General features: G+C 72.0%; 10 protein-coding genes. 3 read left to right on the top strand and 7 right to left on the bottom strand.

The window, feature by feature from the left end:
• Positions 1 to 963, top strand: a 963-nt coding sequence (locus GSF22_RS07410; RefSeq protein WP_208812179.1) for a pectinesterase family protein, incomplete at its 5' end; no start/stop codon positions are given.
• Between the two features lie 133 nt (positions 964 to 1096).
• On the opposite strand, the gene glgB is transcribed toward GSF22_RS07410, so the two are convergent.
• From glgB to glgA, 3 genes are all read right to left on the bottom strand, one after another.
• A complete protein-coding gene (gene glgB / locus GSF22_RS07405; RefSeq protein WP_208812177.1) occupies positions 1097 to 3202 on the bottom strand; it encodes a 1,4-alpha-glucan branching protein GlgB in 2106 nt (701 codons plus the stop codon).
• Positions 3190 to 5229 (bottom strand): alpha-1,4-glucan--maltose-1-phosphate maltosyltransferase, encoded by a 2040-nt coding sequence (locus tag GSF22_RS07400; protein WP_208812175.1) that lies wholly within the window; start codon positions 5227 to 5229, stop codon positions 3190 to 3192. Before GSF22_RS07400 ends, glgB begins: the two co-directional genes overlap by 13 nt.
• 111 nt (positions 5230 to 5340) lie before the next feature.
• Positions 5341 to 6552, bottom strand: coding sequence for a glycogen synthase (gene glgA, locus GSF22_RS07395; RefSeq protein WP_208812173.1), 1212 nt, complete (start codon positions 6550 to 6552; stop codon positions 5341 to 5343).
• A gap of 71 nt (positions 6553 to 6623) precedes the next feature.
• Between glgA and glgC the strand changes: the two genes are divergently transcribed.
• Together glgC and pgm are read left to right on the top strand one after the other, a co-directional pair.
• Positions 6624 to 7856: a glucose-1-phosphate adenylyltransferase gene (gene glgC, locus GSF22_RS07390; RefSeq protein ID WP_208812171.1), complete on the top strand. Its 1233-nt coding sequence runs from the start codon at positions 6624 to 6626 to the stop codon at positions 7854 to 7856.
• 113 nt (positions 7857 to 7969) lie between these two features.
• Positions 7970 to 9613 carry a phosphoglucomutase (alpha-D-glucose-1,6-bisphosphate-dependent) gene (gene pgm, locus GSF22_RS07385; RefSeq protein ID WP_208812169.1) on the top strand — a complete coding sequence of 548 codons (1644 nt, stop codon included), beginning with the start codon at positions 7970 to 7972 and terminating at the stop codon, positions 9611 to 9613.
• A 41-nt stretch (positions 9614 to 9654) separates the two neighbouring features.
• Here the strand turns inward: pgm and GSF22_RS07380 are convergent, their stop codons facing one another.
• From GSF22_RS07380 to GSF22_RS07365, 4 genes are all read right to left on the bottom strand, one after another.
• Positions 9655 to 10422, bottom strand: a complete 768-nt coding sequence (locus GSF22_RS07380) for a GNAT family N-acetyltransferase (protein WP_208812167.1) — start codon at positions 10420 to 10422, stop codon at positions 9655 to 9657.
• Positions 10419 to 11096, bottom strand: coding sequence for a sugar transferase (locus tag GSF22_RS07375; protein ID WP_307803815.1), 678 nt, complete (start codon positions 11094 to 11096; stop codon positions 10419 to 10421). Before GSF22_RS07375 ends, GSF22_RS07380 begins: the two co-directional genes overlap by 4 nt.
• A gap of 99 nt (positions 11097 to 11195) precedes the next feature.
• Entirely contained in the window at positions 11196 to 12125 is a 930-nt protein-coding gene (locus GSF22_RS07370; RefSeq protein WP_208812165.1) for an NAD(+)/NADH kinase, read from the bottom strand.
• Between the two features lie 138 nt (positions 12126 to 12263).
• Positions 12264 to 15365: a M14 family metallopeptidase gene (locus GSF22_RS07365; protein WP_208812163.1), complete on the bottom strand. Its 3102-nt coding sequence runs from the start codon at positions 15363 to 15365 to the stop codon at positions 12264 to 12266.
• Positions 15366 to 15377: the final 12 nt, after the last annotated feature.

Below are 15377 nucleotides of genomic sequence, written 5' to 3'. Positions count from 1 at the left end.
GGGCAGTCCTCGGTGGTGGCCAGGGACGGCAGCGGCAACTTCAGCAGCGTGCAGGCGGCCGTCGACGCGGTGCCGGCCGGCAACGCCAGCCGGTACACCATCACCATCAAGCCGGGTACCTACCGGGAGGTGGTGAAGATCCCGGCCGACAAGCCGTACGTCTCCTTCGTCGGCTCCACCGGCAACGCCGCCGACGTGGTGATCACCTACGACAACGCCTCGGGCACCCCGCACCCGAACGGCGGGACGTACGGCACCTCGGGCAGCGCCTCGGTGACCATCGACGGCAACGACTTCACCGCGAAGCACCTCACCTTCGCCAACAGCTTCGACGAGACGGCGTACAGCTACAGCGCCGAGCAGGCGGTGGCCGTCCTCACCCGGGCCGACCGGCTGGTCTTCGACAACGTCCGGTTCCTCGGCAACCAGGACACGCTCTACCACAACAGCGCGAACAGCAGCACGATCGGCCGGGCGTACTTCCGCAACTGCTACGTCGAGGGAGACGTCGACTTCATCTTCGGCCGGGGGACGGGCGTCTTCGACCGCTGTGAGATCCGGTCGCTCAGCCGGGGGTCGTCCAGCAACAACGGGTACGTCACCGCGCCCTCGACGATGATCGGCAACCCGTACGGTTTCCTGTTCACCCAGTGCACCCTGACCACCGACTCGGCGGTCGCGCAGAGCGTGCACCTCGGCCGGCCGTGGCACCCCGGCGGCGACGTCAACGCGATCGGCCAGGTGGTGTTCCGCGACAGCGTGCTCGGGGCGCACGTCAAGGACGCCCCGTGGACCGACATGTCCGGCTTCTCCTGGCGGGACGCCCGGTTCTTCGAGTACCACAACAGCGGCCCCGGCGCGACGGTGACCGCCGACCGCCCCCAGTTGACCGACGCCCAGGCGCCCACCTACACCGCCCAGAGGTACCTGGCCGGGACGGACGGCTGGAACCCGGTCCACTGACCCGGAACGGGTACCGGGGCGGTGGCAACGCCGCTGCCGCCTCCGTACCGTTGACCGGGCGGGGACCGGTGCCGCCGTCGGCGTGTGGCACCGGTCCCCGCCCCGCGTGGTGGCCCGGCCCCGGACCGCGTGGTCAGTCCCGGCGGAGCCAGAGCACGCCGAGCGGGGGCAGCCGCAGCGACACCGACGCCGGCAGGCCGTGCCACGGCACGTGCTCGGCGTGCACCGCACCCAGGTTGCCCACCCCGGAACCGCCGTAGTGCCCGGCGTCGGTGTTGAGGATCTCCGACCAGGTCCCGGCGGCCGGCAGGCCGATCCGGTACCCCTCGTGCGGGGTGGCCGCGAAGTTCGCCACGCAGACCAGGGTGGCCCCGTCCGGGGCGATCCGGACGAACGCCGCCACGTTGTTGCCGGCGTCGTCACCGACGATCCAGCGGAACCCGGCCGGCGTGGTGTCCTGCGACCAGAGCGCCGGGACCGACCGGTACGTGGCGTTCAGGTCCTTCACCAGCCGCTGCACCCCGGCGCGGGCCGGGTCGTGCAGGGTGTACCAGTCCAGGCCGCGTTCCTCGCTCCACTCCCGGTCGTCGGCCAGTTCGCAGCCCATGAAGAGCAGCTGCTTGCCCGGGTGCGCCCACATGTACGCCAGCAGGGCGCGGGCGTTGGCCAGCTGCTGCCAGGTGTCCCCGGGCATCTTGCCGACCAGTGAGCCCTTGCCGTGCACCACCTCGTCGTGGCTGATCGGCAGCAGGTAGTTCTCGCTCCAGGCGTAGACCAGCGAGAAGGTGAGCTGGCCGTGGTGGTGCTGGCGGTAGATCGGCTCCTTGCTCAGGTAGGTGAGCGTGTCGTGCATCCAGCCCATGTTCCACTTGAAGCCGAAGCCGAGCCCGCCGGAGTCGGTCGGCCGGGTCACCCCGGGCCACGCGGTGGACTCCTCGGCGATCATCACCACCCCGGGGTGGTTCTTGTAGACCGTCGCGTTGACCTCCTGGAGCAGCGCGATGGCCTCCAGGTTCTCCCGGCCGCCGTACCGGTTCGGCTCCCACTGGCCGGAGTCCCGCGAGTAGTCCAGGTAGAGCATCGAGGCGACCGCGTCGACCCGCAGCCCGTCGACGTGGAACTCGGCGCACCAGTAGAGCGCGTTGGCGACCAGGAAGTTGCGCACCTCGGGCCGACCGAAGTCGAAGACGTACGTACCCCAGTCGGGGTGCTCGCCCCGGCGCGGGTCGGGGTGCTCGTAGAGCGGCGTGCCGTCGAACCGGGCCAGGGCCCACTCGTCGCGCGGGAAGTGCGCCGGTACCCAGTCCAGCAGCACGCCGATCCCGGCGCCGTGCAGCGTGTCGACCAGGTGGCGGAACTCGTCCGGGTCACCGAACCGGGAGGTGGGCGCGTAGTAGCCGGTCACCTGGTAGCCCCAGGAACCGCCGAACGGGTGCTCCATCACCGGCAGGAACTCCACGTGCGTGAAGCCCAGCTCCACCACGTACGCGGTGAGCTGCTCGGCCAGGTCCCGGTAGGTCAGCCCGGGCCGCCACGAGCCGAGGTGCACCTCGTACACGCTCATCGGCTCCTGGTGCGGCTGCCGACGGGCCCGCCCGGCCAGCCAGGCGTCGTCGGTCCACCGGTAGGTCGAGGCGTGCACCACCGACGCGGTGGCCGGGGGCACCTCGGCGTACGCCGCCAGCGGGTCGGCCTTGTCCCGCCAGACCCCGTCCGGGCCGAGGATGCGGTACTTGTAGCGGTGCCCCGGGGCGGCCTCGGGAACCAGCAGCTCCCACACCCCGCTGCCGCCGAGCGACCGCATCGGCCAACCCTCGTGCGCCCCCCAGCCGGTGAACTCGCCGACCACCCGGACCCCCCGGGCGTTCGGCGCCCAGACCGCGAAGGCCACCCCGCCGGCCGGCTGCGGCCGGGCCCCGAGCGCCTCCCAGAGCCGCTCGTGCCGGCCCTCGGCGATCAGGTGCAGGTCCAGCTCACCGAGGGTCGGCGGGTGCCGGTACGGGTCGTCGACGACCGTCCCGTCCACCTCGATCCGGTAGTCGGTCACGCTGCCCGGCACGGTCGCCTCGAAGATCCCCGCGTCGTGGACCCGGCGCATCGGGTGCCGGTCGGCACCGACCCGGACGCTCACCTCGCCGGCGTCCCGCCGCCAGGTGCGGATCACGGTCCGGCCGTCGGCCGGGTGCGCGCCGAGTACCGCGTGCGGGTCGTGGTGGGTACCCGCGATCAGCTGCTCCATCGGTCATCCTTCTGCCCGGGTACGGCGGGGGTCTGTCCCGCCGCGACGGTGGTGCCGCCGACCGGGGCGGTGCGCACGGTGAACACGTGCGCGGGTTGCAGGTACGGGTCGAGGCGTACCGCGTTGTGCTGCCCCCAGTCGTAACTGGCCCCGGTCAGTTCGTCGTGCACGGTGAACCGTTCGTGCCAGTCCAGACCGAGGGCCGGCATGTCCAGTGTGGTGTTGCCCCACTGCACCGTGGTCGAGTCGAACGAGCAGACCACCAGCACGGTGTTGCCGGTGTCCGCGTCCCGCTTCGACCAGCACAGCAGCGCCGGGTTGTCGATCTCGTGGAAGTGCAGGTTGCGGAGCTGGTGCAGGGCCGGGTTGGCCCGCCGGATCTCGTTGAGCCGGGTGATGAACGGGGCCAGCGAACGGCCCTGCGCCTCGGCCGCCGCCCAGTCCCGGGGGCGCAGCTCGAACTTCTCGCTGTCGACGTACTCCTCGGCGCCGGGGCGGGGCACGTGCTCGAACAGCTCGTACCCGGCGTACATGCCCCAGGAGGGGGAGAGCAGGCTGGCCAGGACCGCCCGGATCCGGAACATCGGCGGCCCGCCGTGCTGCAACGACTCGGGCAGGATGTCCGGCGTGTTCGGCCAGAAGTTGGGGCGCATGTAGTCGGCCGCGGCCAGCAGCTCCGCGCAGTACTCGCGCATCTCGGCCGGGCTGGTCCGCCAGGTGAAGTAGGTGTACGACTGGGTGAACCCGACCTTGGCCAGCCCGTGCATCATCGCCGGCCGGGTGAACGCCTCGGCGAGGAAGAGCACGTCCGGCTCGACCCGCTTGACCTCGGTGATCAGCCAGTGCCAGAAGTCGACCGGTTTGGTGTGCGGGTTGTCCACCCGGAAGATCCGGATGCCCTCGCCGACCCAGTGCAGCACCACCCGCAGGATCTCCGCCCGGATCCCCTCGGGATCGTTGTCGAAGTTCAACGGATAGATGTCCTGGTACTTCTTCGGCGGGTTCTCCGCGTACGCGATGCTGCCGTCGGCCCGGGTGGTGAACCACTCCGGGTGGGCGGTCACCCACGGGTGGTCCGGCGCGCACTGCAACGCCAGGTCCATGGCGATCTCCAGCCCCAGCCCGGCTGCCGCCCCGACGAAGTCCCGGAAGTCGGCCGCCGTACCCAGATCGGGGTGGATCGCCTCGTGTCCGCCCTCGGCGGCGCCGATCGCCCACGGCGAACCCACGTCGTCCGGCCCCGCGACCAGGGTGTTGTTGCGGCCCTTGCGGTTGACCCGGCCGATCGGGTGGATCGGCGGCAGGTAGAGCACGTCGAAACCCATCGCGGCCACGGCGGGCAGGCGTGCCGTGGCCGTGGCGAAGGTCCCGGAGCGGGCCGGCGCGTCGACGGTGGCCGGCACCGCCCCCTCCGAGCGGGGGAAGAACTCGTACCAGGCGGAGAAGAGGGCCCGGGGACGGTCCACCCAGACCGGGTACGTTTCGCCGGCGGTGACCAGCCGGCGTACCGGGTACGCCCAGAGCAGGTCGGCCAGTTCCAGCGCGGGCGCGACCCGGCGCAGCAGCGACAGGTCGGCGTCGCCCAGCGCGGTCACCGCGGCCCGGACCCGCTCGGCGTCCTCGGCCGGTACCCCGTCGAGCGCCTCGGCGAGCAGCGCGGCACCCTCGGCGAGGTCGTTGGCCAACTCGTCGACGCCCTGCCCGGCGGCGAGCTTCTTGCTGACCGCGTGGTGCCAGGTGAGGTAGGGGTCGTCGAACGCCTCGACGGTGAAGCTCCAGGCGCCCACCGCGTCCGGGCGGATGGTGGCGTGCCAGCGGTCCCGGCCGGGCTCACCGGGACGCATCCGGGTGAACGGGCGGGGCGCCCCGTCCGGCCCCTGCCAGACCACGTTGCAGCCCAGCGCGTCGTGCCCCTCCCGGTACGCCACGGCGGACACCGGCACCAGCTCACCGACCACGGCCTTGGCCGGGTAGCGACCGCACGCCACCGAGGGGGAGACGTCTTCGATCGGGAAACGTCCAGTCACCCTGCCAACCTACTGTGCGAGATCGGCTCGCGCGCGGGTGCCGGCCCACCTGTTAGGAAGGGACCCTTCCGCTACCGAAAGCGATAAGAAGGGGCCCTTCCCAACCGCCTCCTACGCCACGGAGCGGTAGACGTCGACGGTGCGGGCGGCGATGGCGTCCCAGGAGAAGTGCTCCACCGCGCGCCGTCGGCCGGCCCGGCCCAGCGCGGCGGTACCCGCCGGGTCGGCGAGCAGGTCGTTGACCGCCGCCGCCAGGTCGGCGACGAACCGCTCCGGGTCCAGCGGGGTGCCGGTACCGTCGGCGACCTGCTCGATCGGCACCAGCCGGCCGGTCTCGCCGTCGGCGACCACCTCGGGGATGCCGCCGGTGGCGGTGGCCACCACCGCCGTCTCGCAGGCCATCGCCTCCAGGTTGACGATCCCCATCGGCTCGTAGATCGACGGGCAGACGAAGACCGTGGCGTGGGTGAGCACCTGGATCACCTCGGCCTTGGGCAGCATCTCGGCCACCCAGACGATTCCGGACCGGCTCGCCCGCAGTTCGGCGACCAACCCCTCCACCTCGGCGGCGATCTCCGGGGTGTCCGGGGCGCCGGCCAGCAGCACCAGCTGCGCGTCCGGTGGCAGGGACCGGGCCGCCCGCAGCAGGTACGGCAGGCCCTTCTGCCGGGTGATCCGCCCGACGTAGACCACACCGGGCCGGTCCGGGTCGATGCCGAGCCGGGCCAGCACATCGGTGCCGTGGTCCGGGGCGTACTGCGCGGTGTCGATGCCGTTGTGCACCACGGTCACCCGGTCGGGGTGGACCGCCGGGTACGCGGTCAGCACGTCCCGGCGCATCCCCGCGCTCACCGCGATCACCGCGTCGGCGGCCTCCAGCGCGGTCCGCTCGCACCAGGACGAGAGCGCGTACCCGCCGCCGAGCTGTTCGGCCTTCCACGGCCGCAGCGGCTCCAGGCTGTGTACGGTGACCACGTGCGGCACCCCGTGTAGCAGCTTCGCGGTGTGCCCGGCCAGGTTGGCGTACCAGGTGTGGCTGTGCACCACGTCGGTGCCCGCGCAGCCGGCCGCCATGGCCAGGTCGACGCCCATGGTGCGCAGCGCGGCGTTCGCCCCGGTCAGCTCGACCGGTTCGGGGTACGCGGTGACGCCGTGCTCGGCGCGCGGCGCGCCGAAGCAGTGCACCCGTACGTCGGCGAGCCGGCGCAGTTCCCGGGCCAGGTACTCGACGTGCACCCCGGCGCCCCCGTACACCTCGGGCGGGTACTCCCGGGTGAGCAGGTCGACACGGAGCGGTCCGGTGGGCGGCGTGGAGGCGGTCACCTCCCGCACCCTAGTGCAGAAGAGTGCGCGTACGAGTGGTGAAGTGGCCGTCGGCTGGTTAGCGTCGGGGCATGTCTCCGAAGGTGCTCGCGATCGTCCTGGCCGGAGGTGAGGGCAAACGCCTGATGCCGCTCACCGCCGACCGCGCCAAGCCGGCCGTCCCCTTCGGTGGGATGTACCGGATGATCGACTTTGTCCTCTCCAACCTGGTCAACGGCGGTTTTCTCAAGATCGTGGTGTTGACCCAGTACAAGTCCCACTCGCTGGACCGGCACGTCACCAAGACCTGGCGGATGTCGAACCTGCTCGGCAACTACGTCGCGCCGGTACCCGCGCAGCAGCGCCGGGGCCCGTGGTGGTTCGCCGGCTCGGCCGACGCGATCTACCAGAGCTTCAACCTGATCAACGACGAGCAACCGGACTACGTGATCGTCTTCGGTGCCGACCACATCTACCGGATGGACCCCCGGCAGATGGTGCAGGACCACATCGACTCCGGGGCCGGGGTGACCGTGGCGGGCATCCGGCAGCCGCTGGCCTCCGCCGACCAGTTCGGCGTGATCGAGGTCGGTGCGGACGGCCGGCGGATCCGGGCGTTCCGCGAGAAGCCCACCGACGCGGTCGGGCTGCCGGACGCCCCCGACCAGGTCTACGCCTCGATGGGCAACTACGTCTTCACCACGAAGGTGCTCTGCGAGGCGGTGGAGCGGGACGCCGGGGACAAGACCAGCAAGCACGACATGGGCGGCAGCATCATTCCGATGCTCGTCGAGCGGGGCGAGGCGAACGTCTACGACTTCCGCGACAACGACGTGCCGGGCAGCACCGACCGGGACCGGGGCTACTGGCGGGACGTGGGGACGCTCGACTCGTTCTACGACGCGCACATGGACCTGATCGCCATCCACCCGGTCTTCAACCTCTACAACTTCGAGTGGCCCATCTACACCGACCAACCGCCCTGGCCGCCGGCCAAGTTCGTGCACGGTTGGCAGGAGCGGGTCGGGCGGGCGGTGGGCTCGCTGGTCTCACCCGGTTCGGTGATCTCCGGCTCGCTGGTGGAGAACTCGGTGGTCGCGCCGAAGGTCAAGGTGCACTCCTGGGCGCACGTCGAGGGTTCGGTGCTGATGGAGGGGGTGGACATCGGCCGGCACGCGGTGATCCGCAACGCCATCCTGGACAAGAACGTCATCGTGCCGGAGGGCGCGGAGATCGGGGTGGACCTGGAGAAGGACCGCCAGCGCTACCACGTCTCCGACAACGGCATCGTGGTGATCGGCAAGGGACAGCGGATCGAGTTGTGACCCGGCACCGGGCGTGTCCCGGTCCCGGTCGGGAAGAATGATCCCCGTTGCCGTCGGGAAGAACAGCCCACGCTCCGCACCACCCGTGTCCCGGTTCCGAGGAGGTTTCCGCCGTGTCGCACGCCCGTGCCGGTCAGCCCGCCGAGCCCGCCGATTTGGTCGACGTGCCCGCACTGGTCACCGCGTACTACACCGGGCACCCGGACCCGGACGACCCGGCGCAGCAGGTCTCCTTCGGCACCTCCGGGCACCGCGGGTCCAGCCTGCGGACCGCGTTCAACGAGGACCACATCGTCGCGGTGACCCAGGCGCTGGTCGACCACCGCCGGGCCAACGGCGTCGACGGGCCGCTCTTCCTGGCCCGGGACACCCACGCGCTCAGCGCCCCGGCCACCGCCAGCGCGCTGGAGGTGCTCGCCGCCAACGACGTCACCGTGCTGCTGGACACCCGGGACGGCTACACCCCGACCCCGGCGCTGTCGCACGCGATCGGAACCCACAACCGGGGGCGGACCGGCGGCCTGGCCGACGGCATCGTCATCACCCCGTCGCACAACCCGCCGGACGACGGCGGCTTCAAGTACAACCCCACCAACGGCGGGCCGGCCGACACCGACGTGACCCGGTGGATCCAGGACCGGGCCAACGAGCTGCTGCGGGACGGGCTCAAGGGGGTCCGCCGGATCCCGTACGCGCGGGCGCTGGCCGTCGACACGACCGGCCGGTACGACTTCCTCGGCGGGTACGTCGACGACCTGCCGGCCGCCATCGACATCGCCGCGATCCGGGACGCCGGGGTACGCATCGGCGCCGACCCGCTCGGCGGGGCCAGCGTCGCGTACTGGGGCGAGATCGCCGAGCGGCACCGGCTCGACCTCACCGTGGTCAACCCGACGGTGGATCCGACCTGGCGGTTCATGACCCTGGACACCGACGGGAAGATCCGGATGGACTGCTCGTCGCCGAACGCGATGGCGTCGCTGATCGCCGCCCGGGACCGGTTCCAGGTCTCCACCGGCAACGACGCCGACGCCGACCGGCACGGCATCGTCACCCCGGACGCCGGCCTGCTCAACCCCAACCACTACCTGGCGGTGGCCATCGCCCACCTGTTCCGTACCCGGGACGGGTGGGGGCCGGCCGCGGCGGTCGGCAAGACCCTGGTCAGCTCGTCGATGATCGACCGGGTCGCCGCCGACCTGGGCCGGCCGCTGCTGGAGGTGCCGGTCGGGTTCAAGTGGTTCGTGCCCGGCCTGCTCGACGGGACGGTCGGGTTCGGCGGTGAGGAGAGCGCGGGGGCGTCCTTCCTGCGGCTGGACGGCACCACCTGGACCACCGACAAGGACGGCATCCTGCTCTGCCTGCTCGCCGCCGAGATCATCGCGACCACCGGCCGGAGCCCGAGTGAGCACTACGCCGAGCTGACCGGTCGGTTCGGTGCCCCCGCGTACGCCCGGATCGACGCCCCGGCCAGCCGGGCGGAGAAGGCCGTGCTCGGCCGGCTCTCCCCGGAGCAGGTCACCGCGACCGAACTGGCCGGCGAGCCGATCACCGCGACGCTGACCGCCGCGCCCGGCAACGGCGCCCCGATCGGCGGGCTGAAGGTCTGCACCGACTCCGGCTGGTTCGCCGCCCGCCCCTCCGGCACGGAGGACGTTTACAAGATCTACGCCGAGTCGTTCCAGGGGCCGGAGCACCTGGCCCGGATCCAGACCGAGGCGCGGAAACTGGTCTCGGAGGTGCTCCGCCGGGCCTGACCGCCCCGCCCGCCCGGCCCGGCGTCCGTCCCGACGGTCGGTCAGCCGGTGCCGACCGGCCGGTGCATCCGGGTGAAGGTGGCCAGGGCCGGGGTGGACCCGTCAAGGGAACCACCGGCCGGCTCGATCGTGTAGGCCCGGCTGACCGGTACCAGGGCGGCCACCACCGCCGGCAGGTCCCGCCCGACCGGCCCGGGTGGTACCCGGAGCACGTCACCGACCAGCCGGACCACCGCCGGACCGGTCGGGGTGTGCAGGGTCAGGTCACCGAAACCGTAGGCGTCGCGGTGCGCCACGAACGCCGGCCAGTCGGTGACCCGCACCGGTGCCGCCCCGGTTGCCGACCGGATGGGTACCGGCCACCAGACCGAGTCCTGCCGGGCGACGAAACCGAGCCGGTCGTAGAGCCGGCGGGCACCGGGGTTGTCGAGGGAGACGTCCAGCAGCAGCCGGTCGCAGCCGACCTGTCCGGCCAGACCGGCACCGTCGCGCAGCAGCCGGCCGCCGTGACCCCGGCCGCGTTCGTCCGGGCGTACGGCGATGCCGTTGAGCAGCAGTTCGCCGCCGGGCAGCCGCCGCCAGTCGGCGACCGCGTCGAGCCGGTCACCGCTGCGCAGGCAGCGGAGCAGCACGGTACGCGCGGCCGGCGGTGGGGCCAGTGCCGCCGCGAGGAAGGACCGGAACCGGGGCGCGTGGTAGGCGGCCAGACCGGCACACGCGGTCGGGACCGAGGAGGCGAGCAGCTCCACGGCGGCGTCGAGCGCCGGGTCCGCCGGGGTGTCGAGGGAGGTGACCTCGCCCGTGATCACGACGGTACCCCGGAGAGCTGCCGCTCCGCGCCCTGCGCGAGCAGGTGGCGTTCGTGGTCGAGGTCGAGCATCGTGGCCGTCGGGTCGACGGCGATGCCGGACCCGAGCAGCACGTTGCCGACCGTCCGGACCAGGATGCGCAGGTCCAACCAGGGCGACCAGTTCTCGACGTACTGCACGTCGTACTCCAGGCGCTCGTTCCAGGGCAGTCCGTTGCGGCCGTTGACCTGGGCGAGTCCGGTGATGCCCGGGGGGACGAGGAAGCGCTGGCGTTCCCGGTCGGTGTACCAGGGGTCGTAGCGGGGCACCAGCGGTCGGGGTCCGACCAGGCTGAGGTCGCCCCGGACGACGTTCCACAGCTGCGGAAGCTCGTCGATGCTCAGCCGCCGGAGCACGACGCCCAGTCCCCGGCAGCGGACCCCGTCCGGCAGCAGGTTGCCGTCGGCGTCGCGTTCGTCGGTCATGGTGCGGAACTTGTAGATCCGGAACGGCTGTTCCCCCCGGCCGGTGCGTTCCTGGACGAACACCACCGGCGACCCGAGCCGCAGCCGGATGAGCAGGACGGCCAGCAGGATCACCGGTGCGGCGGCGATGAGGACGAGCAGGGCGACGGTGAGGTCGAGAGTGCGTTTGATCCGTGCGTCCCGGGCGGGGGAGGAGCGATGAAAACTCACGTTCGGCGCATCCAATCCTTTAGCCGGCTAAATCGGCCAAAGGTTTTATAGCAGCCGTATCTACGTGCCCTGGTCGGTTTCACGAACCCGGCCCGGTGCTCAACGCGGCGGGGGCAGCTCGCGGCGGTTGAGCTGCTCCCGGAGCTGCTCCGGCAGCAGCTCCCGGAGCTGTTCGGGCAGCAACGGCAGGTCGAGCAGACTCAGCTTGAGCTGGTTGCGTTCCCGGTGTCGGCGCGGGTCGAGCCGGACCACGAAACCGGCGTCGCGGCGGTACCGCACCCCGACGACCTCCTCGGCGCCGATGTGCCGGATCACCCGACCGTCCACCTCGACCGCGACCCGCGCCGCGCCGGGCCGCAGCTCCAACCGGATCGTCTCGTCCGGGGAGAGCACCACACTGCGGGAGATCCCGGCCATCGGCGCGGACGGGGTGACCACCACCACCTGGGCGGCCGGGGAGACCAGCGGCCCACCGGCCGCATAGCTGTACGCGGTGGACCCGGTCGGGGTACTCACCACCAGCGCGTCACAGCGGTAGTGCCCGTACCGCTGCCCGTCGACGGCCAGGACCGCGCTGACGAAGCCGGTACCGGGCTGACGGGCCAGCGCCACGTCGTTGAACGCCACCGCCTCCGCGCCGCAGACGTCCAGTACCAGGCAGCTGTGCGGCTCCAGCGTCACGTCCCGCGCGGCGAGCCGGTCCAACGCGGCCGGCAGGTCCGGCGGTTCCACCTCGACCAGGAAGCCGAGCCGACCCAGGTGCACCCCGAGGACCGGTTTCGGATCGTCCACGGTCAGCCGGAGCGCGCCGAGCATGGTGCCGTCACCGCCGATGCTGACGAAGGCGTCGCAGCAGGACGCCAGGTCGGCGGCGGGCAGGGCCGTCACCGTGGACGGTGCCCGGTGCCGGTCGGTGTCGCGCACGTACAACCGGGCGTCCCGGGCAGCCGCCCAGGCGACGATCGTCCCGAGCACCCCGGCCGCGTCCCGGCTGGGGTGCAGCACCAGCCCGAGCCGGATAGGGTCCATGCCCCCAGCTCATCACAGCGGACCCGGCCGGTCTGCCGGATCGCGGCAAGCCCGGTCGCACCCCGTGCGCCGGGCCGGTGGAACGACGCAGGGGTGACGCCGACCCGCAGGCCGGCACCACCCCTGCATGTGCTCCGGTCAGCTACCCAGCAGGTGGGTCAGCGACCGGGCGACCAGGTCGTCGCGGGCCGCCGGGGCCAGCCCCTCCAGCCCGAATCCGAGGTAGACGGTGTCCGGGGTGGTCACCACCGACCCCTCCTCGAACGCCTGCTGGCTGCGGGTCCAGGTGTTCGCCCCGCCCGCCGTGCCCGGCGGCGGCCCGGCGACCGTCCAACCGCCGAGGTCGGCGGACTCGAAGGACGTCTCCGCCACCGTCGCCCCGTCGGCGATGAACCGCGCGTCGTCCAGGAAGACGCCGAGCCCCTGGGTCGACCAGTCCGAGGCCGACGAGATGGCGATCTCCACCTTCTTGCCGGCGTACGCCGACAGGTCGATCCGCCACTCCTGCCAGCCCCCCGACGCACCGGTGGCCGCGTGCCACTCGCCGGTGCTGCCGGTCGGGGAGCAGTCCGCCCCGACGTAGTGCCCGAGGAACGGGTGCAGCTCCTCGACCCAGCCACCGGCGCAGCTCTCCCCGGTGACCCGACCGGTGTGCCCGTTGGCGTCCGGCAGGGTCGTCCAGTTGTCGCTGCCCACCTCGTGCGCCTCGACGAAGAGGAAGTCCCAGTTCTCCTCCACGTCGTACGAGGTGAAGAAGCGCAGTTCCGCGCTGCTCGCCGAGGTCAGGTCGACGGTCCGGGTCAGCCGCTTGTACGCCTCGTCGGCCCGGTTGCTGTACAGGTACCAGTCCCCGGTGCGCGGGTCGAACGGAGCGGCCCCCGGCCGCGCCCAGTCCACCGGCGCGGAGCTGGTGAACTGCGGGTACCCGGCCGGCGGCAGGAAACTCGACGTGGTCAGGAAGGACGCCGTGTGGTCCTGGTTGCCGGCCGAGCCGGGCGCGTTGAGGGTGCCGGTAAACCCGCTGAACGGTCCGGCCGCGCCCTGCACCGGGTACGGCGTGCCGTCCGGGTCGGTGCCGCCGTCGCTGACGTAGGTGTACGCGCCGAGGTAGTACTGCTGGAAGTCGTTGAGCAGCGGCAGGCAGCGCGGGTCGGCGGCGTCGGTGCACTCCGCCGGGGCGTCCGGCCGGTAGCCGTACGACCCGTTCGCCGACTGGGCGTAGAGCGCGTACTTGCCGCTGACCAGGACCTTGCCGCCCTCGTTGAGGTAGTCCCGGACGGCCAGTTCGGTCTCCGCCGCGGCCCGTGCCACGGTACCCGGCACCTGCCCCGGCGACCGGGTGATCACGTCGTCACCGGTCTCCCAGACCACCGCCCGGTAGTGCGACAGCACGCCGAGCGGGTGCGGCGCCCTCCGGCCCATCACGTCGAAGTCGTAGACGTCGCTGCTGCGCCCGGCGGCGGTCAGCGAGGCGGCCACCTCGTCGGCGTACTTCGCGCTGGTCACGCCCTGCGCCGGGCTCAGCCCGGTGACGTCCTCCATGGCCAGCACCAGGACGTCCCCGCCGATGTCGGTGTGCACCCGGTAGGTGAAGTGCTCGCTGGCCACCACGCCCCGGCCGGACCTGCTGCCGGTGAACCACACCTCGACCCGGTCACCGGGCTTCGCGCCGGTCACCGTGCCGCGTAGCTCGGCGTAGTAGTCGTGGTGGGTGTCGCCGTACCGCTCGCCGCCCTTCCATTCCCGGACCGCGACGGTCTTCGGCCGGCCGCCGTTGACGACGTAGTGCATGCGGACGTTCTTCAGCGCCCGCCGCGCGGTGGTGGCGACCTGCTGGGTGCGACCGTACGAGGTGTCGAAGGCGTCCACCACGAAGTCCGGGGTGCTGCGGCCGACCACCGAGACCGGGTCGTCCGGGTCGGCCGCCGACTTCGCCACGGCCAGCGCGAACGGCAGGTTCTTGGCCACCTCGGCGGCGATCAGCTTCTCGTCGTCCGGGAAGATGAAGCCGCTGACGCAGTCCTCCGGCCGCCACTGGTCGTCCGGGTCGGAGGCCGCCGCCGACTCGCAGGTGGACATCTCCGGGGTGAACCCGAGCGTGCCGTATTTGACGGTGGCGTGGCTGTCGGTGTCGCCGTTGGTGGTGTACAGCTCGGCCGACAGGTCCGGGTCGTACCCCGGCACGGCGGGATGGTCGTCGTCACCGACCATCGCCTTGTAGATCTCGTCGTCCGGAGTGGGTGTGGCGACCTGCCAGCCCACCCCGTACAGCAGCAGCTGGGCCGCCGAGTGGTAGTTGACGAAGAACTCGAAGCCGACCCGACGGAACAGCCGGTCCAGCGCCTGGGTCTCCGGCTCGGAGTTGGCCGACGGACCCCGGTAGGTGTCGTTCTCCGCATCCGGCGAGGAGCCCTCGTTGTCGTACCCCCACTTGTAGGCGAAGTTGCGGTTCAGGTCGACGCCGTCGGCGGTGGTGATCCGGCCGTCCCCGTCGTTGTCCCGCAGGTTCTTGCGCCACAGCCGGTTGCCGGGGGTGAACGTGTGGTCGTAGCCGTCCGGGTTGGCCACCGGGAGGAACCACAGCTCGGTGGTGTCCAGCAGCCGGGTGATCTCGGCGTCGTGACCGTAGTTGTCCAGCACGTGGTGCAGCAGCCGGCGGGTCATCTCCGGGGTGATCCACTCCCGGGCGTGCTGCGCGCTGCCGTAGAGCACCGCCGGGCGCTTGCCGTCCGGCACGGTACGGGCGTTCTTGGTGACCTTCACGGCCAGGATCGGCTTGCCCTGCACCGTGCGGCCGATGGTCTCCACCTTGGCCAGCTTCGGGAAACGGGCGGCGGTGGAGACGATCTCGTCCCGGAGGCCGCCCGGCTCGCTGTACGACCGGAACGCCGTCCAGCCGGCGGCGGCCTGCTCGCGCAGTGCGCGGGACGCCTCCTTGCCGCGTACCTTCTTCACGGTCAGCGGCACGCCCCGGCTGGTGAGCCGCTCGGCCTGCCGGGTGCTGAGCACCGCCTCCACCGTGGTGTTGCCGACCTGGTCGGCCGAGACGTGGCTGTGGCCCAGGTCGACCCCGACCGCGCGCAGCTCGTCGAGCTGCTTCGGGGTGACGGTGCCGACGTACACCTCCAGCCTGTCCCGGGCGTCCGGTGCGGACGGCGGCTGTGCGGTCACCGGTGCGGTCAGCGCCATCGCGCCGACCAGAGTGAACACGCTGGCGATCGCCAGCCGTGTCTTCCTCATCGCGCCCCCTCG

The organism is Micromonospora echinofusca, from assembly GCF_017614955.1.
In the GTDB taxonomy this organism is placed as follows: domain Bacteria; phylum Actinomycetota; class Actinomycetes; order Mycobacteriales; family Micromonosporaceae; genus Micromonospora; species Micromonospora echinofusca_A.
The sequence above is the reverse complement of the archived record's forward strand: the minus strand, read 5'-3'. Positions and strand labels throughout refer to the sequence as shown.

What these genes read in the sequence shown, in the direction of transcription:
- glgB (WP_208812177.1), bottom strand. Translation starts at nt 3,202, where the DNA reads ATGGAGCAGCTGATCGCGGGTACCCACCACGACCCGCACGCGGTACTC.
- glgC (WP_208812171.1), top strand. Translation starts at nt 6,624, where the DNA reads ATGTCTCCGAAGGTGCTCGCGATCGTCCTGGCCGGAGGTGAGGGCAAA.
- GSF22_RS07370 (WP_208812165.1), bottom strand. Translation starts at nt 12,125, where the DNA reads ATGGACCCTATCCGGCTCGGGCTGGTGCTGCACCCCAGCCGGGACGCG.
- GSF22_RS07365 (WP_208812163.1), bottom strand. Translation starts at nt 15,365, where the DNA reads ATGAGGAAGACACGGCTGGCGATCGCCAGCGTGTTCACTCTGGTCGGC.